This window comes from Rhizobium sp. CCGE 510, from assembly GCF_000292525.1.
GTDB lineage: Bacteria > Pseudomonadota > Alphaproteobacteria > Rhizobiales > Rhizobiaceae > Rhizobium.
On the sequence record NZ_AEYF01000039.1, the window covers coordinates 60468 to 83559 of the forward strand.

General features: G+C 59.2%; 19 protein-coding genes. 13 read left to right on the forward strand and 6 right to left on the reverse strand.

The window, feature by feature from the left end; all coding sequences use genetic code 11:
* Window positions 1-19: 19 nt before the first annotated feature.
* On the reverse strand, window positions 20-841 hold the full coding sequence (locus tag RCCGE510_RS17620) for a pyruvate, water dikinase regulatory protein (protein WP_007632114.1): 822 nt from the start codon (window positions 839-841) through the stop codon (window positions 20-22).
* Window positions 842-1241: 400 nt separating this feature from the next.
* On the opposite strand from RCCGE510_RS17620, the gene hemE reads away from it, so the two are divergent.
* The 8 genes from hemE (at window position 1242) to RCCGE510_RS17660 (ending at window position 10040) form a co-directional block, all read left to right on the forward strand.
* Window positions 1242-2288, forward strand: coding sequence for a uroporphyrinogen decarboxylase (gene hemE / locus RCCGE510_RS17625; protein ID WP_007632115.1), 1047 nt, complete (start codon window positions 1242-1244; stop codon window positions 2286-2288).
* Between the two features lie 2 nt (window positions 2289-2290).
* On the forward strand, window positions 2291-2827 hold the full coding sequence (gene hemJ, locus RCCGE510_RS17630; RefSeq protein ID WP_007632116.1) for a protoporphyrinogen oxidase HemJ: 537 nt from the start codon (window positions 2291-2293) through the stop codon (window positions 2825-2827).
* Window positions 2828-3024: 197 nt separating this feature from the next.
* Entirely contained in the window at window positions 3025-4290 is a 1266-nt protein-coding gene (gene rho / locus RCCGE510_RS17635) for a transcription termination factor Rho (RefSeq protein WP_085989767.1), read from the forward strand.
* Window positions 4291-4416: 126 nt separating this feature from the next.
* On the forward strand, window positions 4417-5727 hold the full coding sequence (mnmE, locus tag RCCGE510_RS17640) for a tRNA uridine-5-carboxymethylaminomethyl(34) synthesis GTPase MnmE (RefSeq protein ID WP_007632123.1): 1311 nt from the start codon (window positions 4417-4419) through the stop codon (window positions 5725-5727).
* A 70-nt stretch (window positions 5728-5797) separates the two neighbouring features.
* Entirely contained in the window at window positions 5798-7675 is a 1878-nt protein-coding gene (gene mnmG / locus RCCGE510_RS17645) for a tRNA uridine-5-carboxymethylaminomethyl(34) synthesis enzyme MnmG (RefSeq protein WP_007632124.1), read from the forward strand.
* Between the two features lie 25 nt (window positions 7676-7700).
* On the forward strand, window positions 7701-8318 hold the full coding sequence (gene rsmG / locus RCCGE510_RS17650) for a 16S rRNA (guanine(527)-N(7))-methyltransferase RsmG (protein ID WP_007632126.1): 618 nt from the start codon (window positions 7701-7703) through the stop codon (window positions 8316-8318).
* 19 nt (window positions 8319-8337) lie between these two features.
* Window positions 8338-9132, forward strand: a complete 795-nt coding sequence (locus tag RCCGE510_RS17655) for a ParA family protein (protein WP_007632129.1) — start codon at window positions 8338-8340, stop codon at window positions 9130-9132.
* A 26-nt stretch (window positions 9133-9158) separates the two neighbouring features.
* Window positions 9159-10040: a ParB/RepB/Spo0J family partition protein gene (locus tag RCCGE510_RS17660; protein WP_007632132.1), complete on the forward strand. Its 882-nt coding sequence runs from the start codon at window positions 9159-9161 to the stop codon at window positions 10038-10040.
* Window positions 10041-10102: 62 nt separating this feature from the next.
* Here RCCGE510_RS17660 and holA read toward each other — a convergent pair whose 3' ends face one another.
* Genes holA through leuS form a run of 3 tightly spaced genes read right to left on the reverse strand, consistent with a single transcriptional unit; the run spans window position 10103 to window position 14295 of the window.
* Window positions 10103-11143 (reverse strand): DNA polymerase III subunit delta, encoded by a 1041-nt coding sequence (gene holA / locus RCCGE510_RS17665; protein ID WP_007632143.1) that lies wholly within the window; start codon window positions 11141-11143, stop codon window positions 10103-10105.
* A gap of 10 nt (window positions 11144-11153) precedes the next feature.
* A complete protein-coding gene (gene lptE, locus RCCGE510_RS17670; RefSeq protein ID WP_007632145.1) occupies window positions 11154-11675 on the reverse strand; it encodes an LPS assembly lipoprotein LptE in 522 nt (173 codons plus the stop codon).
* Complete coding sequence (leuS, locus tag RCCGE510_RS17675; RefSeq protein WP_007632147.1) at window positions 11665-14295, reverse strand: leucine--tRNA ligase; 2631 nt, start codon at window positions 14293-14295, stop codon at window positions 11665-11667. Before leuS ends, lptE begins: the two co-directional genes overlap by 11 nt.
* 201 nt (window positions 14296-14496) lie before the next feature.
* Between leuS and RCCGE510_RS17680 the strand changes: the two genes are divergently transcribed.
* Both RCCGE510_RS17680 and RCCGE510_RS17685 read left to right on the forward strand, forming a co-directional pair.
* Complete coding sequence (locus RCCGE510_RS17680; RefSeq protein ID WP_007632149.1) at window positions 14497-15156, forward strand: YggS family pyridoxal phosphate-dependent enzyme; 660 nt, start codon at window positions 14497-14499, stop codon at window positions 15154-15156.
* An 82-nt stretch (window positions 15157-15238) separates the two neighbouring features.
* Window positions 15239-17149 carry a propionyl-CoA synthetase gene (locus tag RCCGE510_RS17685; protein WP_007632150.1) on the forward strand — a complete coding sequence of 637 codons (1911 nt, stop codon included), beginning with the start codon at window positions 15239-15241 and terminating at the stop codon, window positions 17147-17149.
* 171 nt (window positions 17150-17320) lie between these two features.
* On the opposite strand, the gene RCCGE510_RS17690 is transcribed toward RCCGE510_RS17685, so the two are convergent.
* Window positions 17321-18025 (reverse strand): DUF1013 domain-containing protein, encoded by a 705-nt coding sequence (locus RCCGE510_RS17690; protein ID WP_007632151.1) that lies wholly within the window; start codon window positions 18023-18025, stop codon window positions 17321-17323.
* 228 nt (window positions 18026-18253) lie between these two features.
* On the opposite strand from RCCGE510_RS17690, the gene acs reads away from it, so the two are divergent.
* Window positions 18254-20209, forward strand: coding sequence for an acetate--CoA ligase (gene acs / locus RCCGE510_RS17695; RefSeq protein ID WP_007632152.1), 1956 nt, complete (start codon window positions 18254-18256; stop codon window positions 20207-20209).
* A gap of 192 nt (window positions 20210-20401) precedes the next feature.
* Here the strand turns inward: acs and RCCGE510_RS17700 are convergent, their stop codons facing one another.
* The gene (locus tag RCCGE510_RS17700) at window positions 20402-20626 is read right to left on the reverse strand and encodes a DUF1674 domain-containing protein (protein WP_007632153.1); all 225 of its coding nucleotides are present in this window, start codon (window positions 20624-20626) and stop codon (window positions 20402-20404) included.
* A 110-nt stretch (window positions 20627-20736) separates the two neighbouring features.
* Between RCCGE510_RS17700 and htpX the strand changes: the two genes are divergently transcribed.
* Together htpX and RCCGE510_RS17710 are read left to right on the forward strand one after the other, a co-directional pair.
* Complete coding sequence (gene htpX / locus RCCGE510_RS17705; protein WP_007632154.1) at window positions 20737-21699, forward strand: zinc metalloprotease HtpX; 963 nt, start codon at window positions 20737-20739, stop codon at window positions 21697-21699.
* Window positions 21690-23078 (forward strand): RsmB/NOP family class I SAM-dependent RNA methyltransferase, encoded by a 1389-nt coding sequence (locus tag RCCGE510_RS17710; RefSeq protein ID WP_037079108.1) that lies wholly within the window; start codon window positions 21690-21692, stop codon window positions 23076-23078. Before htpX ends, RCCGE510_RS17710 begins: the two co-directional genes overlap by 10 nt.
* The last annotated feature ends 14 nt before the right edge of the window (window positions 23079-23092 follow it).

Sequence of the window (23092 nt, forward strand, 5' to 3'; positions counted from 1 at the left end):
ACCGGCTGCCGGTCAGCGCTTAGCGCAGCTTTGGGCGCAGGGCAACGATTGCCGCGGCGGTTTCCTCGATTGAGCGGCGAGTCACGTCGATCAACGGCCAGTTATGGCGGGCGCAAAGCGAGCGGGCATATTTCAGCTCCTCGGAAATCGAAGCGCGATCGGTATAGTGTTCGCGATCGAAGCCATGTGTGGCGCCGAGGATGCGATTTTCCCGCACCTGGGAAATACGGTCGGTGGTGGCAATCAGGCAGACGATCAGCGGTTTGGCGGCGACGAACAGGCTCTCCGGCAACGGCACGCCATAGACGATTGGAATGTTCGCCGTCTTGATGCCGCGGTTGGCGAGGTAAATGCTGGTCGGTGTTTTCGACGTGCGGCTAATGCCGATGATGACGACATCGGCATCGTTGTAATCATCCGGCATCTGGCCGTCATCATGATCCATGGTGAAATTCAACGCTTCGATACGCGCGAAGTAGCCGGCATTCATCACATGCTGGGCTCCGACCCGACGGCTTGATGGGGCACCGAGATAGATCTGGAACGCATTCATGACCGGCTCCAGCACATTCACCGAGGCAACCCCCATCTCGACGCAGCGCTCATCGATCAGGCTCGCAAGCTCCCGGTCGACGATCGTATAGAGCACGATGCCCGGTGCATCGTCGATCGCCTGCAAAACCGGCAGCAGCTGCTTGCGGTTGCGGATCAGCGGATAGACATGTTCGATCGGCTGGGCGGATCTGAACTGTGCCGATGCGGCGCGGCCGGCGGAGATGAGAGTCTCTCCCGTTGAGTCAGAAATCAGATGCAGATGAAAGAAGTTCGTTCTGTTCTCCACGTTATTTTCCGCTGCCTGTTGAAAAGACTGGATGAAACAGAGCTAAGGCGGCGAGGCAGTGTCGGGCAAGGGAAAACATGCCTGTTTATCCACATTTCGAATTTTGCGGATCGGTTTCTGCTTGCCTTGTGGAAAATGGGGAACAAGGGGATTTGTCGAGAAGAGGTCCACAGCTTATCCACAAGCACGGGGAAAATCATCGGTCCGCAAGGATCTGGAATCATTTTCAGATTCGGTTTCTCCCCGGACTTTCGACCAAATGGCAAAATCCTTTTGATGCTTTTTGCCGGCACGCGACAAATGGCATCGGCGGTGGATAGATTTTAATCCTTGATAGACACCGACTCTAAGAAATAGAAACCTTTTAAAATATCTTTGATTTTTTATAGGGAAGAAGCGCTTGAACGACACGCGCCGAAAGATCATGAGGGTTCTCGAGGGCGAAAGCCTCTCCCCTCCGCCGCTCTGGCTAATGAGGCAGGCGGGACGATATCTCCCGGAATATCGAGAGACGCGGGCAAAGGCAGGAAGTTTCCTCGATCTTTGCTACACGCCGGATTATGCCGTCGAAGTGACGTTACAGCCAATCCGCCGCTATGGCTTTGATGCAGCCATCCTGTTTTCCGATATCCTCGTCATCCCCGATGCAATGAAGCGGAATGTCCGGTTCACCGAAGGCCGTGGGCCGGAGATGGATCCGATCGATGAAGACGGTATCGGCAGGTTGAATGGGGAAGCAGTTGTCGATTATCTCAGCCCGGTTCTGGAGACGGTGCGGCGGTTGCGTGAGGAGTTGCCAACTGAGACCACCCTGCTCGGCTTCTGTGGGGCCCCCTGGACGGTTGCGACCTATATGATTGCCGGACACGGCACGCCGGATCAGGCCCCTGCCCGTCTCTTCGCCTACAGGCATCCCCGCGCCTTCGAACATTTGCTGATGCTGCTTGCCGACGTGTCGGCCGATTATCTCGTCGCTCAGATCGATGCCGGCGCAGACGCCGTGCAGATCTTCGATTCCTGGGCTGGCGTTCTCGGCGCGAGAGAGTTCGAGGCGTTCGCGATCAAGCCGGTTGCGCGGATGATCGCTTCGGTCAAAGCCCAGCGCCCGCACGCCCGCATCATCGCCTTTGCTAAGGGCGCGGGCTACCAGCTGAAGACATACCGTCAAAAGACGGGTGCAGATGCAATCGGCCTCGACTGGTCGGTGCCGTTGGCCTTTGCCGCCGAACTTCAGAAGGACGGACCGGTTCAGGGAAACCTCGATCCAATGCGCGTCGTTGCCGGTGGCCGGGCGCTGGAAGAGGGTATCGACGATATTCTGCAGCATCTCGGCCACGGCCCGCTGATCTTCAATCTCGGCCATGGCATCACACCGCAGGCCGACCCCGAGCATGTGCGCCGGCTGGTCGATCGCGTGCGGGGCGGCCAAATGCGAGGCGGGAACTGACGATGGAAAAGCAGACCGATCGCAGGGCCGGCGCTTACGCCCGCCGGCGGGCGCATTTTGCGCTGGCCTTCTTCGCGCTGATGGCGGTCGGACTTTTTGCCTGGAACCCGGATAATCTCTATCTCTGGATCAAGGCGCTCCATATCATCGCAGTGATTTCCTGGATGGCCGGGTTGTTCTACATGCCGCGGCTGTTCATCTATCACACCGACGCGGAACCCGGTTCGGTGCAATCGGAAACCTTCAAGGTGATGGAACGTCGGCTGCTTCGAATCATCATGACACCAGCCATGATGTTGACCTGGATTTTCGGCCTCTATCTCGCCTGGTCGGTCTATGGATTCCAGGGGGGCTGGCTGCATGCCAAGATCGGTCTCGTCGTGCTTTTGACCGGTGTTCACGTGTTCTTCAGCCGCGCCGTCAGAGCTTTCGAACGGGACGAGAACCGCCGCACCGCACGCTATTGGCGTTTCATGAACGAGGCGCCGACACTGTTGATGATCGTAATTGTGATCCTCGTCGTCGTGAAGCCGTTCTGAGGCAAAATCAGCTCCAGGTTAAATTTGCTTCATTTTAAGCAGCCCTCTTGCGGCGACGATTGCGACTCGCTATTTTCCGCGCATCTCATCTACGTGGCATGTGTGTAGAGTTCAGTCGTTTGCGAGCCCTTCGCAATACCGAATACGACCCAACATCGCCTTCCCCCTTCGAAATTGAAAAGAGTATTGGTCACTTCATGGCTGAAATGAAGCTTCAGGAACTTAAGAGCAAATCCCCGACGGATCTTCTGGCTTTCGCCGAATCGCTCGAGGTCGAGAATGCCAGCACGATGCGCAAACAGGAATTGATGTTTGCCATTCTGAAGATGCTTGCCAGCCAGGATGTCGAAATCATCGGCGAAGGGGTCGTCGAAGTGTTGCAGGATGGTTTCGGCTTCCTGCGTTCCCCCAATGCAAACTACCTGCCGGGTCCGGACGATATTTATATCTCGCCGTCGCAGATCCGCCGTTTCTCGCTGAAGACAGGCGATACGGTCGAGGGCCCGATCCGCGGGCCGAAGGAAGGCGAGCGGTATTTCGCGCTGCTCAAGGTCAACACCATCAATTTTGACGATCCCGAAAAGATCCGACACAAGGTTCATTTCGACAATCTGACGCCGCTCTATCCGAACGAGCGCTTCAAGATGGAACTCGATGTTCCCACCACGAAAGATCTGTCGCCGCGTGTGATCGACCTGGTGGCGCCGCTCGGCAAGGGCCAGCGTGGATTGATCGTCGCACCGCCGCGCACCGGTAAGACCGTGCTGCTCCAGAACATTGCCCATTCGATCACCGCGAACCATCCGGAATGCTATCTCATCGTTCTGCTGATCGATGAACGCCCCGAGGAAGTGACCGACATGCAGCGCTCGGTTCGCGGCGAAGTCATCTCCTCGACCTTCGACGAACCGGCTGTGCGTCACGTGCAGGTGGCCGAGATGGTCATCGAGAAAGCCAAGCGCCTTGTCGAACACGGGCGTGACGTTGTCATCCTGCTCGACTCGATCACCCGTCTCGGCCGCGCCTATAACACCGTCGTTCCCTCCTCGGGCAAGGTGCTGACCGGCGGCGTGGACGCCAATGCTCTGCAGCGGCCGAAGCGCTTCTTCGGCGCGGCGCGTAATATTGAGGAAGGCGGCTCGCTGACAATCATCGCGACGGCGCTGATCGATACCGGCAGCCGCATGGACGAAGTGATCTTCGAAGAATTCAAGGGTACGGGCAACTCCGAAATCGTCCTCGATCGCAAGGTCGCCGACAAGCGCATCTTCCCGGCGATGGACATCCTGAAGTCCGGCACGCGCAAGGAGGACCTGCTCGTTCCACGCCAGGATCTGCAGAAGATCTTCGTGCTCCGCCGCATTCTGGCGCCGATGGGCACGACCGATGCGATCGAGTTCCTCATCGACAAGCTCAAGCAGACGAAGAACAATTCCGACTTCTTCGACTCGATGAATACGTAGTCCTTAGCCGGATTCATCCGGTGATTTGCGCTCATGAGAGCTGGCGACATCGTCACGATGTTGCCAGCTTTTTCTATTTGAGAGGATCTCGAATCAGATTCCAACCGACGGAACAGCGACCCGACCATGATCAATGATACGATATATGCGCTCTCGAGCGGCGCACCACCGTCGGGCGTTTCGATCGTGCGCATCAGTGGCCCGTTAACCAGGGCTCTATTGACCCGGCTTATCGGATCGGTTCCGGCAGACCGATATGCCTCCTACAGAACGATTCGGACTCGTAACAATCAGCCGATTGACAATGGTCTGGTGCTGTTTTTTCCTGCCCCGAACTCATTTACCGGCGAGGACGTTGCCGAACTGCAGATCCATGGCAGCAAGGCCGTGCTGGCTGCGCTGTTTCACGCCCTTGGCGATGTTCCAGGTGTTCGGATGGCGGTCGAAGGAGAATTCTCGCGCCGGGCTTTTGAAAACGGCAAGCTTGATCTGGTCGAGATCGAAGGGCTTGCCGATCTGATTAGTGCCGAAACCGAGATGCAACGACGCCTCGCGGTCGAACAGAGCGCCGGTGGGCTTTCGGCTATTTACGATTCGTGGGCGGAACGATTAACCCGTGCCCGAGCGTTGGTTGAGGCGGAACTTGACTTTCCCGATGAGGACGATGTCCCCGGTTCGGTATCGGATATGGTCTGGATCGATATGGAGGCGCTTCGGCGCGATATGGAGCATCACCTGGCTGCGGCCTCGGCCGGCGAGGTTATCAGAGACGGTTTCAAGGTTGTCATTGCCGGCGCGCCGAATGCTGGGAAATCCAGCCTTCTGAATGCTCTGGCACGCCGCGATGTGGCGATTGTCACCGAGATTGCCGGTACCACGCGCGATGTCTTACAGGTCGATCTCGACATTGACGGCTACCTGATCAAGCTCTACGACACAGCCGGCCTGCGTGAGGCGGATGACAGGGTTGAAATCGAAGGCGTACGTCGCGCCCGTTTGGCCCTGCGTGACGCAGATCTCGTTCTGCTGCTGGTCGATATGGCAAACCCCGTCGTCCCTGGTGACTTGGACCAGACCTCTGCGCATGTTACGGTTGGAACGAAGAAGGATCTTGTTGATACGTCGGATCACTATGATCTTCGGATCTCGACGGCGACAGGCGATGGTTTACCGGAATTGCGACGGCTGATCGGTGATATCGTTGCCGAGCGAGTTGGCGGTCTATCCATGGCGATTCCCAGCCGGCAACGGCATAAGGATTCGCTGGCGAAATGTTTGTCGGCGCTGGATGCGGCGGTTGCTCAAACAGCCCTGAATCTGGAACTGCGCACCGAGCAACTTCGAGTTGCCTCGGAGTTTTTAGGCAGAATTACCGGCAGAGTGGATGTCGAGCAGTTGCTCGGAGTAATCTTTTCGGAGTTTTGTATCGGCAAATGATTCACGTGAAACGCGGACCGATGTCCGCGTGGGTTTCACGTGAAACGTCTGACGTTTATGGAGTTGATATATGACTGACAATGTCTACGACGTGATTGTCATAGGCGGCGGCCATGCAGGGTCGGAAGCTGCCAACGCAGCAGCGCGCCTTGGCGCCAAAACTGCCTTGGTGACCCATAAACGCGACACAATCGGCGTCATGTCGTGTAATCCGGCGATCGGTGGGCTTGGCAAGGGCCATCTGGTTCGCGAGATCGACGCGATGGATGGCTTGATGGGTCGGGTCGCCGACGTTGCCGGCATTCAGTTCAGGATGCTGAACAAGAAGAAGGGCGCGGCTGTCCGCGGACCGCGAACGCAAGCCGATCGAAAACTCTATCGTTCGTCCATGCTGACGGCGATCGAAGCAACACCCGGTCTGGAGATTGTCGAGGGCGACGCCTTTGATCTGGATGTTGTTGATGGACGCGTCACCGGCGTCATCATGAAGGACGGTCGGACTTTTAGGTCTCCGGCGGTCGTTTTGACAACCGGCACCTTTCTTCGCGGCCTTATTCATATCGGTTCGGAGAAGACACCGGCTGGTCGTGTTGGGGAAGCGCCGTCAATCGGGCTGTCGGCGACATTGGCCAGGCTTGGATTGCGGCTGGGACGATTGAAGACCGGCACGCCGGCGCGGCTGGATGGGAAGACCATCGACTGGCACGCCGTCGGTCGCCAAGGAGCTGACGAGGAGTTGGTGCCCTTCTCCCTGATGACAGACGCGATCACCACCAGGCAGATCGAATGCGGGGTGACCAGGACGACCGAAGCCACGCACCGAATCATCGTCGACAATATCATGCGGTCGGCAATGTATTCCGGTCAGATCGAAGGTGTCGGGCCTCGTTACTGCCCATCGATCGAAGATAAGTTGGTCAAATTTGGAGAGCGGGATGGACATCAGGTCTTTCTTGAGCCCGAAGGTCTGGACGATGATACCGTCTATCCGAATGGCATCTCGACTTCCCTGCCAGCTGAAGTGCAGGCTGCATTCATCAAGACAATTCCCGGTCTGGAAACAGCGAGGATCCTTCAACCCGGTTATGCGATCGAGTATGATCATGTCGATCCCAGAGAGTTGACGCCATCGCTCGAGGTCAAGCGGCTGACAGGCCTATTTCTCGCCGGTCAAATCAATGGCACGACCGGCTATGAGGAGGCGGCGGCTCAAGGTCTGGCGGCGGGATTGAATGCTGCATTGCGAAGTTGCGATTCGGAACCGTTTCATTTTAGCCGGACAAATTCCTATATCGGGGTGATGATCGACGATCTGACCTCTCGCGGCATTACGGAGCCGTACCGGATGTTTACGTCGCGCGCCGAATATCGACTGACATTGCGGGCTGATAATGCCGACGTCCGCTTGACGCCGCTGGCGATGCAGCTTGGATGTGTGGGCAGCGAACGTAAGCAGCGATTCACGCGGTACCAGACCGAGATTGACGCAGGCCGGGCACTGTTGCAGTCGCTGACGGTTACACCGACTGAGGCGCGGCGCGCAGGTTTGAACATTAATCGCGACGGCCAGCGACGAACCGCCTATGATCTGCTCTCCTATCCGAATTATGATTTCGACACCCTTCGGAATATCTGGCCCGAGAATTTCGGTGCGATTGCTCCTAAGGTGGCGGAGGCATTGGCAGTCGAAGCGGGCTATTCCGTTTATCTGGATCGGCAAGCCGCGGCGATTGTCGATCAGCAACGCGACGAAGCCTGGCACATACCGGCTAATTTCGACTATGCTTCGCTCTCTGGCCTGTCGAATGAGCTCAAGGCAAAACTTGGTGCCGCTCGCCCCTTTAACATTGCCCAGGCTGCAATTGTTGAAGGAATGACCCCGGCAGCGATCGCCTTGCTGCTCGTGCACTTGCGTCGACGCCAGCCTTCCTCGCGTCAAAGCGCCTAACCACACGATTCGAGAGTCTTTTAGAATGGAATTGAACGGTTTGCGTGTTTCACGTGAAACACAGGAACGGCTGCAATATTTTGCGGCGCTCTTTCAAAAATGGGCAAAAACCATCAATCTGGTGGCGCCGTCGACGCTCGGTGACCTGTGGGACCGGCATATTGCGGACAGCAGCCAGGTGTTTCAGATCCATCACAAGCCGACGACCTGGGTCGACCTCGGCAGTGGAGGGGGTTTTCCGGGCGTCATCACGGCGATCTTTCTCGCCGAACTCCAAGACGGATGGGTGCATCTGGTCGAAAGCAATCATAAAAAGGCAGCCTTCCTGAGAACAGCTCTGCGAGAAACACATGCTCGAGGGAGTGTGCACAGCATACGAATCGAAGATGCCCATGCGAAAATCGGTGAATGCGGGGCTATTTCAGCTCGGGCGCTCACCGATCTCGAAGGACTGATCGAATATTCTGCGCCGTGGATGCAGGGTAAGAAGGACTGCCGCGGCTTCTTTCATAAAGGCCGGGATTACCTGAGGGAAATCGACAAAGCACGTGGTCGGTGGGAATTCGATCTGTTAGAACATAGAAGCGCCGTCGAGCCGGAATCTGTTATATTGGAAATATCGAATCTCCGGCGCTTGGTTTAACAGATCGGATATTGCGGCAATGGCTGGCGAACGACATCGGATTATCACCATCGCAAATCAGAAAGGTGGGGTTGGTAAAACGACCACCGCAATCAATCTGGCAACGGCGCTTGCTGCGATTGGCGAGCGCGTCTTGATCGTCGATCTCGATCCGCAGGGTAATGCCAGTACTGGCCTTGGTATCGACCGCCGTGACCGCAAGCTCTCCTCTTACGATCTGATGATTGGTGAACGCGGTGTCACTGAGGTGACGCTGGAAACAGCGGTTCCCAACCTTTCTATCGTTCCTTCGACGATGGATCTGCTCGGTGTCGAGATGGAGATCTCCCAGCAGAGCGATCGGGTGTTCAAGTTGCGCAAAGCCCTATCTTCACCTGAAGCGCAGGCGTTTTCATATATTCTTCTCGATTGCCCGCCCTCGTTCAATCTGCTGACGATGAATGCTATGGCGGCCGCGCATTCGGTGTTGGTGCCCCTTCAATGCGAATTCTTTGCATTGGAGGGATTAAGCCAGTTGCTTGAGACTGTCAGCCAAGTTCGGCGGACAGTTAACCCGCGCCTGGATATTCAGGGGATCGTCTTGACGATGTTCGATGCGCGCAACAATCTTGCCCAGCAAGTGGTCAATGATGTGCGCACGCATCTCGGTGATAAGGTTTACCACACGTTAATTCCGCGCAACGTCCGGGTTTCCGAGGCGCCATCTTACGGCAAGCCGGCCATTCTCTATGATCTGAAATGCGCGGGCAGCCAGGCCTATCTGCAGCTTGCCTCGGAGGTCATCCAACGCGAGCGCCAAAGACTGGCCGCGTGATTATCATTTCAGAGGTAGTTTAAATCATGAATGACGATGTATCGAAAAGGCGATTGGGTCGCGGCCTTGCGGCACTGATTGGAGAAATGGATCAGCCTGTCCCCGTCGAAGCTGAACGGACGATCAGTGCCGACAGGATGATCCCGATCGAGTTCGTCAGTCGTAACCCCCGCAATCCTCGTCGCTTCTTTGATGACACCGAACTGCACGATCTCGCTAGCTCCATTCGTCAACACGGCATCGTTCAGCCGATTGTCGTACGGACGATGGACCGCGACCGATATGAAATCATTGCCGGCGAGCGACGCTGGCGTGCTGCTCAGCTCGCCGGACTGATTGACATTCCCGTCATTGTCCGCGACGTGGATGACAAGACGGCGCTGGAGATCGCCATTGTCGAAAACGTACAGCGGGCGGATCTCAATGCTCTCGAAGAGGCGTTGGGCTATGAACAGCTTATTGCTGAGTATGGCTATACGCAGAACGACCTTGGCGAAATTATCGGCAAGAGCCGCAGCCACGTGGCAAATTCGTTGCGGCTGTTGAAGCTGCCCGATCCGGTTCGCGACCTTCTTGCCGCCGGCAGCCTGTCGGCCGGGCATGCACGGGCGCTGGTTTCGACGCCTGACCCCACAGGCCTGGCCCGTACGATCGTTGCCAAGGGCATGTCGGTGCGCGACGCGGAAAAGCTGGCGCAGAACAATATCAAGGCACAGTCCGAACCGCAGCTGGCCGCCCCGCGGCGAGATCAAAAGGATTCGGACACGCTGGCCTTGGAGCGGACGCTTTCCGATGCGCTCGGCCTTGATGTTGCGATCAATCACAAGACCAGCGGCGGTCAGATTAAAATTTCCTATAAGTCGCTAGAACAACTCGAAGAAATTTGTCGTTTGCTTGAGAGACGATAATGCACGTTGCCCGAAAGTGTTTGGTAGTTTCGGGACAACGACAGGCATTGAAACAACGAGCGTCAGGCAGATTTACGCCCGGATTGAAGGGTGGTGGAGAGAAGCGTTTGCATTGCAACGCTGTCCTCCAGCACCTGTCGCCGTCGGCTCTGCAAAATGGCCGCCTGCAGACGATTGGATTCACGAGCGATGCTTTCCGCTGTCCATTGGCGCAGTGCCTGTTCGATGATCGGCTTGCGGCGGAAATGCAGGTGACGACCCATGGTCTGCATGATTTGGGGTGTCTGCAGACGTTTATCGTCCATTTCGGCGCGCATCGTATCGAGAAGCTGAAACTGTTTCAGACATGCCTGGAGCACGAGAAAAATCGCGGTTTTCGAGCTGCTGATTTTCTGCATGGCGTGCAGAAAACCGTTGAGATCGCCACTCAGGATAGCGTCAACGGCATCGTCGACGGAGATCGCACTGGCGTCACCGATTATTTCGGTAACGTGATGTTCTTCGACCGTATCGAGGCCGCGACAATAGAGGGCAAGCTTGCGCACCTCGTTGCGTGACGCGATGCGGTCACCGCCGATCAGTGCGATCAGCGCCTGGCGCGCAGCTGGCGTGATGCCGAGCTTTTCGGCGCCGAGTTCAGCGTCGATCAAGCCATTCAAGGCACGGCTGTCATCGGCGTAAGACGGGATCGTCATGATCGATCGCGCGGTCTCGGCCGCCTTGCGCAGCAGGGAGCTCTTCCTCAAGTCACCGGCTTCGACGATCAGATGCGCGGCTTCAAGCGGTTTTTCAGCCAGCAGCGCCAAGGGATCGACGAGATACTTTTCATTGGCGGCGCCGCGGATCCAAATCAGTTTCTCACCACCGAACAGTCCGATAGACTGAGCTTCGTCGAGCAACCGCCCCGGATCCCTTTGCAGGTCGCCGATATCGAGTTTGGTCAGCGAGAAGGGATCATCGAGGGCGACCCCAGTCTTGCCGGCAAGCAGGGCAGCACGCTCAGAAACGAGGCCGCGGTCCGGCCCGTATATGACGAATATCCGATAGTTCCGCGCCGATTTCTGCAGGAAGGTGTCGAATTCGTGGGATTTTATCTCGGCCACATCACCGCCCTCAGCGGCTGAGCGCAGCGGCGATATCGGCTCCCACGAATTCCGCCACCTGATCCGCCGCCCTGTTTTCGGCATCACGGATTGCCCGCTGCTTGGCGAACTGCTGGTCGGGGAAATCCACCAGCGCCGTGGTCGCGCGGCTGCCGGCCTTGATAACGTGATTATCGGTCGCTGCGCGTAGCGTATAGGTGACGCTGACGGTCACACGACCGGCACGTGAGGTATCGGCCGAATCCCGAAGCAGCGTATCGGCGACAGACGACGTGGTGTGCATCTCGACCTGATATTCCGGTTTTTCAGGTTCGCCGGCGCCACGTGAGGCCAGGAAGATCAAGTGATTGCGGACCTGCTGCTCGACCCGGCTTGCTGCCGGCGAAAAGCCGACCGAGGAAAGCTTTTCGATGACACCGGAACTCTCGGAGTAAAGCGGTCGGACCTGGCAGGCGGAGAGAAAAGCCGCCGAGGCAAAGATCATGGCGATGCCGGCATTGCGGACCAGCTTGCAAGCGATATCAGACGACAATGTTTACAATCCTTTGGGGAACCACGATGATCTTCTTCGGTGCCTGTCCGTTCAGCGCGTTCTTCACCGCATCCAGCTCCAGCACGGCGGCGGTGACGGCATTCTGATCTGCGTCGCGAGAAATTGTCAATTCAGCGCGTTTCTTGCCGTTGATCTGTACGGGCAGGACGACATCATTTTCGATGACGAGCGTTTCGTCGTATCGCGGCCAGTCGGTTCGGGCAAGCAGCCCTTCATTGCCGAGTGCCGTCCAGCATTCCTCAGCCAGATGCGGCGTCATCGGCGCGACCAGCTGGATCAGGATCTCGGCGGCATTACGCACTGCCGCTCGATAGGTGACATCACCCTCGCCCGCCGCAACCCTGGTCATCGGCGCCGCCAGCGCGTTGACGAGTTCATAGATTCGGGCGACGGCCTTGTTGAACCAGAGCTTGTCGTAATCGTTCTCGACGGCCTTCAGCGTCCTGTGGGCGGCCTGCGAGATCGACAGCGCGTCCCCCTCGGTTGCCGGCGCAGGCGCGATGGCGGAAAGCGCGTCCGCGGCTTCGGAAACCAACCGCCACAGACGCTGGGTGAAACGATGGGCGCCTTCGACGCCGGCTTCGGACCAGATGACGTCACGCTCGGGTGGAGAGTCCGACAGAACGAAGAAACGGGCGGTATCGGCGCCATAAGAGGCGATGATATCGTCGGGGTCGACGACGTTCTTCTTCGACTTCGACATCTTCTCGATCGAGCCGATCGCAATTTCCTCGCCCGTCGTCAGGAGAAGGGCGCGGCGTTGGCCGTCGATCTCCTCGATGCGGATGTCGGCCGGCGCCACCCATTCCCGGCCGCCGCCGGTCCCGCGGCTATAGGTCTCGTGCACCACCATGCCCTGGGTGAAGAGACCCTTGAAAGGCTCGGTGGCGGCAACATGGCCGGTCTCGCGCATGGCGCGGGTGAAGAAGCGGGAATAGAGCAGGTGCAGGATCGCGTGCTCGATGCCGCCGATATACTGGTCGACCGGCAGCCAACGGTTAGCCGCCTCAGGATCTGTCGGTTTTCCCTCCCAGGGCGCGGTAAAACGGGTGAAATACCAGCTCGAATCGACGAACGTATCCATCGTATCCGTCTCGCGGCGAGCGCCCTTGCCGCAGTTCGGGCAGGAAACGTGACGCCAGGTCGGATGACGGTCGAGCGGGTTGCCAGGCTGGTCGAAGGTGACGTCGTCAGGCAGCTTGACCGGCAGATCCTTCTTCGGCACCGGTACGACGCCGCAGTCATCGCAGTGGATGACAGGGATCGGGCAGCCCCAATACCGCTGACGGGAAATGCCCCAGTCGCGCAGACGGAAGTTGACCTTGCGCTCGGCCTGCGGCGTATTGCCGAGCGAAGCGGCCGACAGCCGGTCGGCAACGATATTGAAGGCTTCCTCGGTCGTCTCGCCGTCGAGGAAACGCGAATTGATCATCACGCCCTCGCCGTCATAGGCGGTATCGCCGACGGAAAAGCTTGCCGCATCGCCATCCCTCGGCATGACGACAGGCACAACAGCCAGGCCATATTTCCGAGCAAAATCAAGGTCGCGCTGGTCGCCCGAGGGGCAGCCGAAGATCGCGCCCGTGCCGTAATCCATCAGGACGAAATTGGCGATGTAGACCGGCAGTTCCCAGGTCGGATCAAGCGGATGCCGGACGCGGATACCGGTATCCATGCCCTTTTTCTCGGCGGTCTCAAGGGCGGCCAATGACGTGCCGGCGCGGCGGCACTCCTCGCAGAAGGCTTCGATCTCCGCGTTCTTGGCGGCAGCATCCTTTGCCAATGGATGATCGGCGGCAATTGCCAGGAAGGAGGCGCCGAACAGCGTGTCCGGCCTCGTCGTATAGACGGTGACCTCGCTTTCGCCGGCAGGTGCCGTTTCCGGCACGATCTCCCAGCGGATCGCCAAGCCTTCCGAGCGGCCGATCCAGTTCTTCTGCATCAGGCGGACTTTTTCAGGCCACTGGTCGAGCGTATCCAGCGCGTCCAGCAGATCCTGGCTGAAATCGGTGATCTTGAAAAACCATTGCGTCAATTCGCGCTGTTCGACCAGCGCACCGGACCGCCAGCCGCGGCCATCGATCACCTGCTCGTTGGCGAGCACGGTATTGTCGACAGGATCCCAGTTGACCTTCGACTGCTTGCGATAGACCAGGCCCTTCTCCAGGAAATCCAGGAAGAGATGCTGCTGATGCTGGTAATATTCAACATCGCAGGTGGCGAATTCGCGGCTCCAATCCAGCGAAAGCCCCATGGCCTTCAACTGCGCCTTCATCGAGCCGATATTCTGGTAAGTCCACGAAGCGGGATGCACGCCGCGCTCCATGGCGGCGTTCTCCGCCGGCATACCGAAGGCGTCCCAACCCATCGGATGCAATACGTTATAGCCGCGTGCGCGTTTGTAGCGGGCGACGACGTCGCCCATGGCGTAATTGCGGACATGGCCCATATGGATGCGCCCCGACGGATAGGGAAACATTTCGAGGACGTAATATTTTTCGCGCGGATCTGAATTGTCGGTCTCGAAGACCTTGTCTTCATTCCATTTCTGCTGCCAGCGAGGCTCGGCGTCGCGCGGATTATAACGTTCGGTGGCCATGGTATTCGACATTCCGGAAAATCAGGGGAGGTTGGTCGAGACCTTCACCATGAAACCACGGTAGCGTCAAGTTTTGCAGGCGCTGCAAGCGGCCGATCTTCATCGCGGCTGGGCGATTTCGCTTGGGCGGGTCTTGGCAAGCACAGATTGGCTGGTTAGTTCATTGCCAATCCTTTCATGCTGGTATGTCGAGGCAGAACGATGGAACTTCAAGAACGCTTGAACGACGTGCGGTCGCGGATTGCGGCTGGGGAACGCCAGGCGGGTCGTCCGGCTGGTTCCGTCCAGCTCGTCGCGGTGTCGAAGACCTTCGAGGCCGAGGCGATCGGCCCGGCCATCGAAGCCGGACAGCGTGTCTTCGGCGAGAACCGTGTGCAGGAAAGCCAGGGCAAATGGCCGGCGCTGAAAATCAAACAACCGGACATCGTGCTGCACCTGATCGGACCGCTGCAATCGAACAAGGCGGCGGATGCGGTGGCGCTCTTCGACGTTATCGAGACGGTGGACCGGGAAAAGATCGCCCGCGCGCTTGCCGAGGAGATGAAGCGGCAGGGCAAGACGCCACGGCTCTACGTCCAGGTCAATACCGGGCTGGAACCCCAGAAGGCCGGCATCGCGCCTCACGACACGCCAGCTTTCGTCGCCCTCTGCCGCGAAGAACTCAGCCTTTCCATCGAGGGTTTGATGTGCATTCCGCCGGCCGAGGAAAATCCTGGGCCGTATTTCGCCCTGCTGGCAAAGCTCGCGCTCAGATGCGGCGTCGGAAAACTGTCCATGGGCATGTCAGGCGACTACGAGACGGCAATCGCCTTCGGCGCCACCAGCGTGCGTGTTGGATCGGCAATTTTCGGCACGCGCTGAAACCCTGCTTTCGTTGGGCTTCCTGTTCCCCTCAATGCCGCCTAGATTGAGGTCGAGGCTTGCATGTCCTGGGGAGGAGCAGATGCAGAACGGCTATCTTCAAGCCTATGCGGCTTGGAAACGCGATCCCGAAGCCTTCTGGCGCGAAGCAGCCGACGATATCGACTGGTTCAAACCGCCTGAACAGGTATTTTCATCCGACGAAGGCGTCTATGGCCGTTGGTTCTCAGGGGCCGAAACCAACACCTGCCACAATTGCCTGGACCGGCATGTGACTGCCGGGCGCGGCGGCGAGACGGCGATCATCTTCGACAGTGCGATGACCGGCGAGAAGCGCGGCTTCACTTACGACGAAGCGCTCGACGAAGTGAAAGCCATCGCCGCGGCGCTGGTCGACCTCGGCATCGGTAAAGGCGATCGTGTCATCGTCTATATGCCTATGGTCCCACAGGCGGTCTTTTCGATGCTTGCCTGCGCCCGCATCGGTGCGGTTCACTCGGTCGTCTTCGGTGGCTTCGCCGCCAGCGAGCTTGCGGCCCGTATCGATGATTGCGGTGCGAAGCTGGTGATCACCGCGAGCTGCGGGCTCGAGCCCGGCCGCATCGTCGCCTACAAGCCTCTGGTCGACCAGGCGATTGCGATGGCGCATTCGAAGCCGGAGCGCTGTCTGGTGCTGCAGCGGCCGGAGCTTCGGGCAAATCTCGCCAGAGGTCGCGACCAGGATTTCGAGGCGACGGTGGCGCGGCATCGCGGCGCCGAGGTCGCCTGTGTTTCGGTCAAGGCGACCGACCCGCTCTACATCCTCTATACCTCGGGCACCACCGGGCAGCCGAAGGGCGTCGTGCGCGACAATGGCGGCCATCTGGTCGCGCTCAACTGGTCGATGCGAAATATCTACGGCTTGAAGCCGGGCGAGGTCTTCTGGACAGCCTCGGACATCGGCTGGGTCGTCGGACATTCCTATATTGTCTATGCGCCGCTGATATCGGGCGTAACCACGGTGATCTACGAGGGAAAACCGGTCGGCACGCCGGATGCTGGCGCATTCTGGCGCATCGTTTCGGAGCATAAGGTGCGTGTTCTCTTCACCGCGCCGACGGCGTTCCGCGCCATCCGGCGGGAAGACGGTGACGGTGAACTGATGCGCCGATATGCAATGCCGGATTTACGGGCGCTGTTTCTTGCCGGCGAGAGGGCGGATCCGGAGACGCTGAAATGGGCGGAACGCATGCTCGCCATACCCGTCATCGATCACTGGTGGCAGACGGAGACCGGCTGGCCGATGGCAGCCAATCCGCTCGGCCTCGGCGCCCTTCCCGTCAAGCACGGTTCGCCGGCGCTGCCGATGCCAGGCTATGATATCGCCGTGCTCGACGATGCCGGCCATTCGATCGAGGCGGGGACGCTCGGCAATATCGTCGTGAAGCTGCCCTTGCCGCCGGGCTGCCTGCCGACCCTCTGGAATTCCGACGAGCGTTTCCGATCGGCCTATCTCGACGAATTCCCGGGTTACTACAAGACCGCCGACGCCGGTTATATCGACGAGGACGGCTATCTCTTCATCATGTCGCGTACCGACGATATCATCAATTGCGCCGGTCATCGGCTCTCCACAGGGGCGATGGAGGAAGTCTGTGCCCGCCATCCCGATGTCGCCGAATGCGCGGTGATCGGCGTGATCGATACGTTGAAGGGCCAGGTGCCGTGTGGCTTCCTGGTGCTGAAACGGAATGTGTCCCGAGACACGACGGCAATCGAATCAGAGGTCGTGGGAATGATTCGCGATGCGATCGGACCTGTCGCCGCCTTTAAGATGGCCATCATCGTTAACCGTTTGCCGAAGACCCGCTCCGGCAAAATCCTGCGCGGCACGATGCAGAAGATCGCTGATGGCATACCCTGGAAAATGCCTGCAACCATCGATGATCCAATGGTTCTGGAGGAAATTTCCGAGGCGCTGCGCCAACGCGGTCTCGGTTGCCTGCCGATGTGAATCGTTGCAGGCGCAGCAGCAGCTTGCCGTCCAAGTCGCTCTCGATCACCGACAGCTCGGCGCGGAACATCTTCACCCTGTTCGGCAGCCAATTCGAAACAGGCAATCCGCAACAAAAAACCCCGCCGGTCAGCTCATACCGGCGGGGTTTTTCATGAGATCGTCGTTGTCTCAGTACTGGTCGTCGTCTTCGTCCTTCGGCGCCGAGCGCAGCGAACTCAGCTTGCGGAAGACGGCGTCGGCGTCGATTTCCTTTTCCTTTTCCTCCTCGCGCTCGTAGCTCGGGGTCAGGCGCTCGGTTTCCTGAGCCGATTGCAGCGTCGCGCCAAGCTCGGCGGCGGTCGGCAGCGGACGGCCCTTGGAAGCCTTTTCCACTTCCATGTCGAGATCGATCTGGCTGCAGAGGCCGAGCGTTACCGGATCCATCGGCGCCAGGTTGGCGGAGTTCCAGTGGGTGCGCTCGCGGATCTGCTCAATGGTCGATTTCGTGGTGCCGACGAGGCGGGAAATCTGCGCGTCCTTCAGCTCCGGATGATTGCGAACGAGCCAGAGAATGGCGTTCGGGCGGTCCTGACGCTTGGAAACTGGCGTATAACGTGGGCCGCGGCGCTTGGATTCCGGCACGCGCACCTTCGGTTCGGAAAGCTTCAGCTTGTGGTTCGGATTGGCTTCGGCGCGGGCGATCTCGTCACGGGAAAGCTGTCCCGTCGAGATCGGGTCGAGGCCCTTGATGCCCTGCGCCGCTTCGCCATCGGCGATCGCCTTGACTTCGAGCGGGTGCAGTTTGCAGAACTGCGCGATCTGATCGAAAGACAGTGCCGTATTGTCGACGAGCCAGATGGCTGTCGCCTTCGGCATGAGCAGTGTTTGAGCCATGGATATAGTCCTTCTATCGTCCGCGCCGGTCGCGGTCCGTGGATTGTCACCACAATGTCCGGGAAATATGCCGCTATATAACCGCACTGTCGCAGAATTGCAATTCTCCCGAAATCAAATGACCTTTGTCTAATTGCGGTGGCGATGCGAGCTGCTATGAATTGCCGTGATTTGAATCCGGGCCCCTAGCTCACCTGGCCCGTCGCATGTCCCATGAGGAGGAGTTGCATGTCGGAGAAGATCTATCCGGTCACGAAGCCGGTGAAGGCGCGCGCCCTGATCGATAAGGAAAAGTACCTGAAATGGTACGAGGAAAGCGTCGAGAACCCCGACAAATTCTGGGGCAAACATGGCAAACGGATCGACTGGTTCAAGCCCTATACCAAGGTCAAGAACACCTCCTTTACCGGCAAGGTTTCGATCAAGTGGTTCGAAGACGGCCAGACCAACGTCTCCTACAATTGCATCGACCGTCATCTGAAGACGAACGGCGACCAGGTGGCAATCATCTGGGAAGGCGACAATCCCTATATCGACAAGAAGGTCACCTATAACGAGCTCTATGAGCACGTATGCCGGATGGCGAACGTGCTGAAGAAGCACGGCGTCAAGAAGGGCGATCGTGTCACCATCTACATGCCGATGATCCCCGAATCAGCCTATGCGATGCTTGCCTGCGCCCGCATCGGCGCGGTGCATTCGGTGGTCTTCGGCGGCTTCTCGCCCGAGGCCTTGGCGGGACGCATCGTCGACTGCCAATCCACTTTCGTCATTACCTGCGACGAAGGTCTGCGCGGCGGCAAGCCGGTGCCGCTGAAGGACAATACCGATACGGCGATCCATATCGCCGCCCGCCAGCATGTGCATGTCAGCAAGGTGTTGGTGGTGCGCCGCACCGGCGGCAAGACCGGCTGGGCGCCTGGCCGCGATCTCTGGCATCACCAGGAGATCGCGACGGTCAAGGCGGAATGCCCGCCGGTGAAGATGAAGGCGGAAGATCCGCTGTTCATTCTCTACACGTCCGGCTCGACCGGCAAGCCGAAGGGTGTGCTGCACACGACGGGCGGTTATCTCGTCTATGCGGCGATGACGCATGAATACGTTTTCGACTATCATGATGGCGACATCTACTGGTGCACCGCCGATGTCGGCTGGGTCACTGGCCACTCCTATATCGTCTATGGGCCGCTCGCCAATTGCGCGACGACGCTAATGTTCGAAGGGGTGCCGAACTTTCCGGACCAAGGCCGTTTCTGGGAAGTCATCGACAAGCACAAGGTCAATATCTTCTATACGGCGCCGACGGCGATCCGTTCGCTGATGGGCGCCGGCGATGATTTCGTCACGCGCTCGTCGCGCTCGTCGCTACGGCTGCTCGGCACCGTCGGCGAGCCGATCAACCCGGAAGCCTGGGAATGGTATTACAATGTCGTCGGCGACAAGCGCTGCCCGGTCATCGATACATGGTGGCAGACGGAAACCGGCGGCCACATGATCACGCCGCTGCCTGGCGCCACCGATCTGAAACCCGGCTCGGCGACCGTGCCGTTCTTCGGCGTCAAACCGCAGCTGGTCGACAATGAGGGCAAGGTGCTTGAGGGTGCTGCCGACGGCAATCTCTGCATCACCGATAGCTGGCCTGGCCAGATGCGCACCGTCTATGGCGATCATGATCGTTTCATCCAGACCTATTTCTCCACCTACAAGGGCAAGTATTTCACCGGGGACGGCTGCCGGCGCGATGCCGATGGCTATTACTGGATCACCGGTCGTGTCGACGATGTGCTCAACGTCTCCGGCCACCGGCTGGGTACGGCCGAGGTGGAATCCGCACTCGTCTCGCACCATCTGGTTTCGGAAGCTGCGGTCGTCGGTTATCCGCATCCGATCAAGGGCCAGGGGATCTATTGCTACGTGACGCTGATGGCCGGTCACGAAGGGACCGATGCGCTTCGCCAGGATCTGGTTAAACATGTGCGTACCGAAATCGGTCCGATCGCCGCGCCCGACAAGATCCAGTTTGCGCCCGGCCTGCCAAAGACCCGCTCCGGCAAGATCATGCGCCGTATCCTGCGCAAGATCGCCGAGGACGATTTCGGTGCTCTCGGCGATACCTCGACGCTCGCCGACCCGGCCGTCGTCGATGATCTGATCGCCAACCGGCAGAATAAGGCGACTGCCTGAGATATCGAGCCGTTCCGGCCCAGGTTCCTGGGACGGCTCACTTTATTTCCGCAATTGAATGCGTGGCCGGCTGGCCCGTTCAAAGGGAATGATCGTCGGCGAGATCACGTTAGCCGGATTCTCGCCAAACGGACCAGCATTCCGCCGAGCGCATCCGGCGCATCAGGTTCCCACAAGGACGAGAAAAATTACCTAGAAATCGATCGCCCGGCCATTAATCTCGTAGTCGCCGAAGCGAGCCGGCTCGGCTCCGCCGCGGCCGCCGGTCTCCGGCGGCAGCTCCAGTGGCTTCCGGTTTTTTCGCCGCTCCTCGGCTTCAGCAAGCGCACGTGTGGCAGCCGGGGACAGCATCCTGCGCGGCGGCTCCGACCCTTGGGCCGTCGGCGTTTCGCTATTGTCGTTATCGGCGCCCTGCATGGTATCTCCTGCCGGAAAATATTGAAAATGGCTGGTGAATAACCAAATCATAATGCGCCGGGGCCGGGATTGAAAGCTTGTGACGGCGAAATCGGAGATGGAGATCCGCAATGAACCTCGTCCGCACTGCCATGTTGCTTGCCTTCATGACGGCGCTTTTCATGCTTGTCGGCTTCCTGATCGGCGGTCGGGCCGGCATGATGATCGCATTCGTCATTGCCGCCGGGATGAACTTCTTCTCCTATTGGAATTCCGACCGCATGGTGCTTTCGGCCTATCGCGCCCAGGAGGTCGATGAGCGCAACGCACCGGAATTCTTTGCGATCGTCCGGGATCTCGCCCACAATGCCGGCCTGCCGATGCCGAAGGTCTATCTCTACGACAGCCCGCAGCCGAATGCCTTCGCCACCGGCCGCAATCCCGACAACGCAGCCGTCGCCGCTTCGACCGGCCTGCTTAGCGCTTTGTCTCCCGAAGAAGTCGCGGCCGTGATGGCGCACGAGCTGGCCCACATCCAGAACCGCGACACGCTGACGATGACGATCACGGCAACGCTTGCTGGGGCGATCTCTATGCTTGGCAATTTTGCCTTCTTCTTCGGCGGCAACCGTGAAAACAACAACAATCCGCTTGGTTTCGTCGGAGTTCTTCTTGCGATGATCGTGGCGCCGCTTGCCGCCATGCTGGTGCAGATGGCGATCAGCCGAACGCGCGAATATTCGGCCGACCGCCGAGGGGCCGAAATCTGCGGCAATCCGCTGTGGCTGGCTTCGGCGCTCGGCAAGATTGCCCGCGGCGCTGCCCACGTGCCGAACGCGGATGCGGAGCGCAACCCGGCGACGGCGCATATGTTCATCATCAATCCGCTCTCGGGCGAGCGTATGGACAATCTGTTTTCCACCCATCCGAACACGGAAAACCGCATCGCCGCGCTACAGGACATGGCGCAGGGCGGCATGAACGTCTCGACGCCGCCGGTGCGGGCTGATAATCCGTCGCGCAAATCGCGCTCTGTTCCGGATACGGGTCTTGGTCGCGGTGGTTCGCAACCGCCAAAAGGTCCATGGTCTTGAATTCAGACGGCACGAAGAAACCATTCCGCAAGCATAAGCCGTCCGCCGAGCGATCTACGCCGGCCAAACCCGGCCTGCAGGCGCGGGCTGCAGCGGCAAAAATTCTCGCCGCCGTCGTCGATCGCAAACTGCCGCTCGACGGCGCTCTCGACCATGAACATGGCAACCCGGCCTACCGGGCGCTCGGCGAAAACGACCGGGCGCTTGTTCGCGCCATCCTGAACACGACGCTGCGCCATCTGCCGCGCATCGATGCCGCGATTGCAGCGCTGCTGGAATCGCCGCTGCCGGAGGGGGCGCGGGCGCTGCACCATGTGCTGGCAATCGGCGCGGCGCAGATCCTCTATCTCGATGTGCCGGATCATTCGGCCGTCGATCTTGCCGTCGAGCAGGCCAATCAGGATCCGCGTAACCGCCGTTTCGCCAAGCTGGTCAATGCCATTCTCCGCCGGCTCGGCCGCGAGAAGAATGAGGTGCTCGCCGAGATCGGCCAGGTCGCGCCGATGCCCGCCTGGTTCATCACCAAGCTGGAAAAAGCCTATGGCCGGGACGCGGCGCTGGCGATTTCGGAATCTCAACTGCAGCCGGCAGCGATTGATCTGACCGTCAAATCCGACCCCGAAGGCTGGGCAGAGCGGCTGAACGGCATTGTCCTTCCAACAGGCAGCGTGCGGCTTGCCGCCTTCGATGGCGGCATTCCTTCGCTTGAAGGCTTCGACGAGGGCGAATGGTGGGTGCAGGATGCGGCGGCAAGCATCCCGGCCAAGCTTTTCGGCGATCTCTCGGGCAAACGCACTGCCGATCTCTGCGCCGCGCCAGGGGGCAAGACGGCGCAGCTCATTCTTGCCGGTGGCGCGGTCACCGCACTCGACCAGTCGGAAAGCCGGCTGAGACGGCTGCGATCGAATCTCGACCGGCTGGGTTTGAAAGCGGAGACGATTGCGGCGGATCTGACGACGTTCGAGCCGGTGGAGCGTTTCGATGCGATCTTGCTCGATGCTCCGTGCTCGTCCACCGGCACGACACGCCGGCACCCCGACGTGCTGTGGACCAAGGGGGCTGAGGATATCGCCAGGCTGGCGGCGCTGCAGGAACGGCTGCTGCGTCATGCGCTGACCCTGTTGAAGCCGGGCGGCACGCTGGTTTTTTCGAATTGTTCGCTCGATCCTGCCGAGGGTGAGGACGTCGTTGCCCGTGTTCTTGCCGACACCGATGCGCTTGAGCGTGTTCAGATCGATCCCGGTCGCTGGCCGGGCCTTGAAGCGGCGATCACGCCGCTCGGTGAATTCCGCACGCTTCCGACCATGCTGAAAATGCCCGATGGCATCGGCTCCGGCCTCGACGGCTTCTATGCCGCCGTGCTGCGGCGCGTGGCCTGATTGCAGGCTTGACG

Bases quoted from the DNA above. Each gene is read 5' to 3' on its own strand.
- hemJ (WP_007632116.1), top strand. From the start codon at position 2,291: ATGGAAAAGCAGACCGATCGCAGGGCCGGCGCTTACGCCCGCCGGCGG.
- rho (WP_085989767.1), top strand. From the start codon at position 3,025: ATGGCTGAAATGAAGCTTCAGGAACTTAAGAGCAAATCCCCGACGGAT.
- mnmE (WP_007632123.1), top strand. From the start codon at position 4,417: ATGATCAATGATACGATATATGCGCTCTCGAGCGGCGCACCACCGTCG.
- mnmG (WP_007632124.1), top strand. From the start codon at position 5,798: ATGACTGACAATGTCTACGACGTGATTGTCATAGGCGGCGGCCATGCA.
- rsmG (WP_007632126.1), top strand. From the start codon at position 7,701: ATGGAATTGAACGGTTTGCGTGTTTCACGTGAAACACAGGAACGGCTG.
- RCCGE510_RS17655 (WP_007632129.1), top strand. From the start codon at position 8,338: ATGGCTGGCGAACGACATCGGATTATCACCATCGCAAATCAGAAAGGT.
- RCCGE510_RS17660 (WP_007632132.1), top strand. From the start codon at position 9,159: ATGAATGACGATGTATCGAAAAGGCGATTGGGTCGCGGCCTTGCGGCA.
- leuS (WP_007632147.1), bottom strand. From the start codon at position 14,295: ATGGCCACCGAACGTTATAATCCGCGCGACGCCGAGCCTCGCTGGCAG.
- RCCGE510_RS17680 (WP_007632149.1), top strand. From the start codon at position 14,497: ATGGAACTTCAAGAACGCTTGAACGACGTGCGGTCGCGGATTGCGGCT.
- RCCGE510_RS17685 (WP_007632150.1), top strand. From the start codon at position 15,239: ATGCAGAACGGCTATCTTCAAGCCTATGCGGCTTGGAAACGCGATCCC.
- RCCGE510_RS17690 (WP_007632151.1), bottom strand. From the start codon at position 18,025: ATGGCTCAAACACTGCTCATGCCGAAGGCGACAGCCATCTGGCTCGTC.
- acs (WP_007632152.1), top strand. From the start codon at position 18,254: ATGTCGGAGAAGATCTATCCGGTCACGAAGCCGGTGAAGGCGCGCGCC.
- RCCGE510_RS17700 (WP_007632153.1), bottom strand. From the start codon at position 20,626: ATGCAGGGCGCCGATAACGACAATAGCGAAACGCCGACGGCCCAAGGG.
- htpX (WP_007632154.1), top strand. From the start codon at position 20,737: ATGAACCTCGTCCGCACTGCCATGTTGCTTGCCTTCATGACGGCGCTT.
- RCCGE510_RS17710 (WP_037079108.1), top strand. From the start codon at position 21,690: ATGGTCTTGAATTCAGACGGCACGAAGAAACCATTCCGCAAGCATAAG.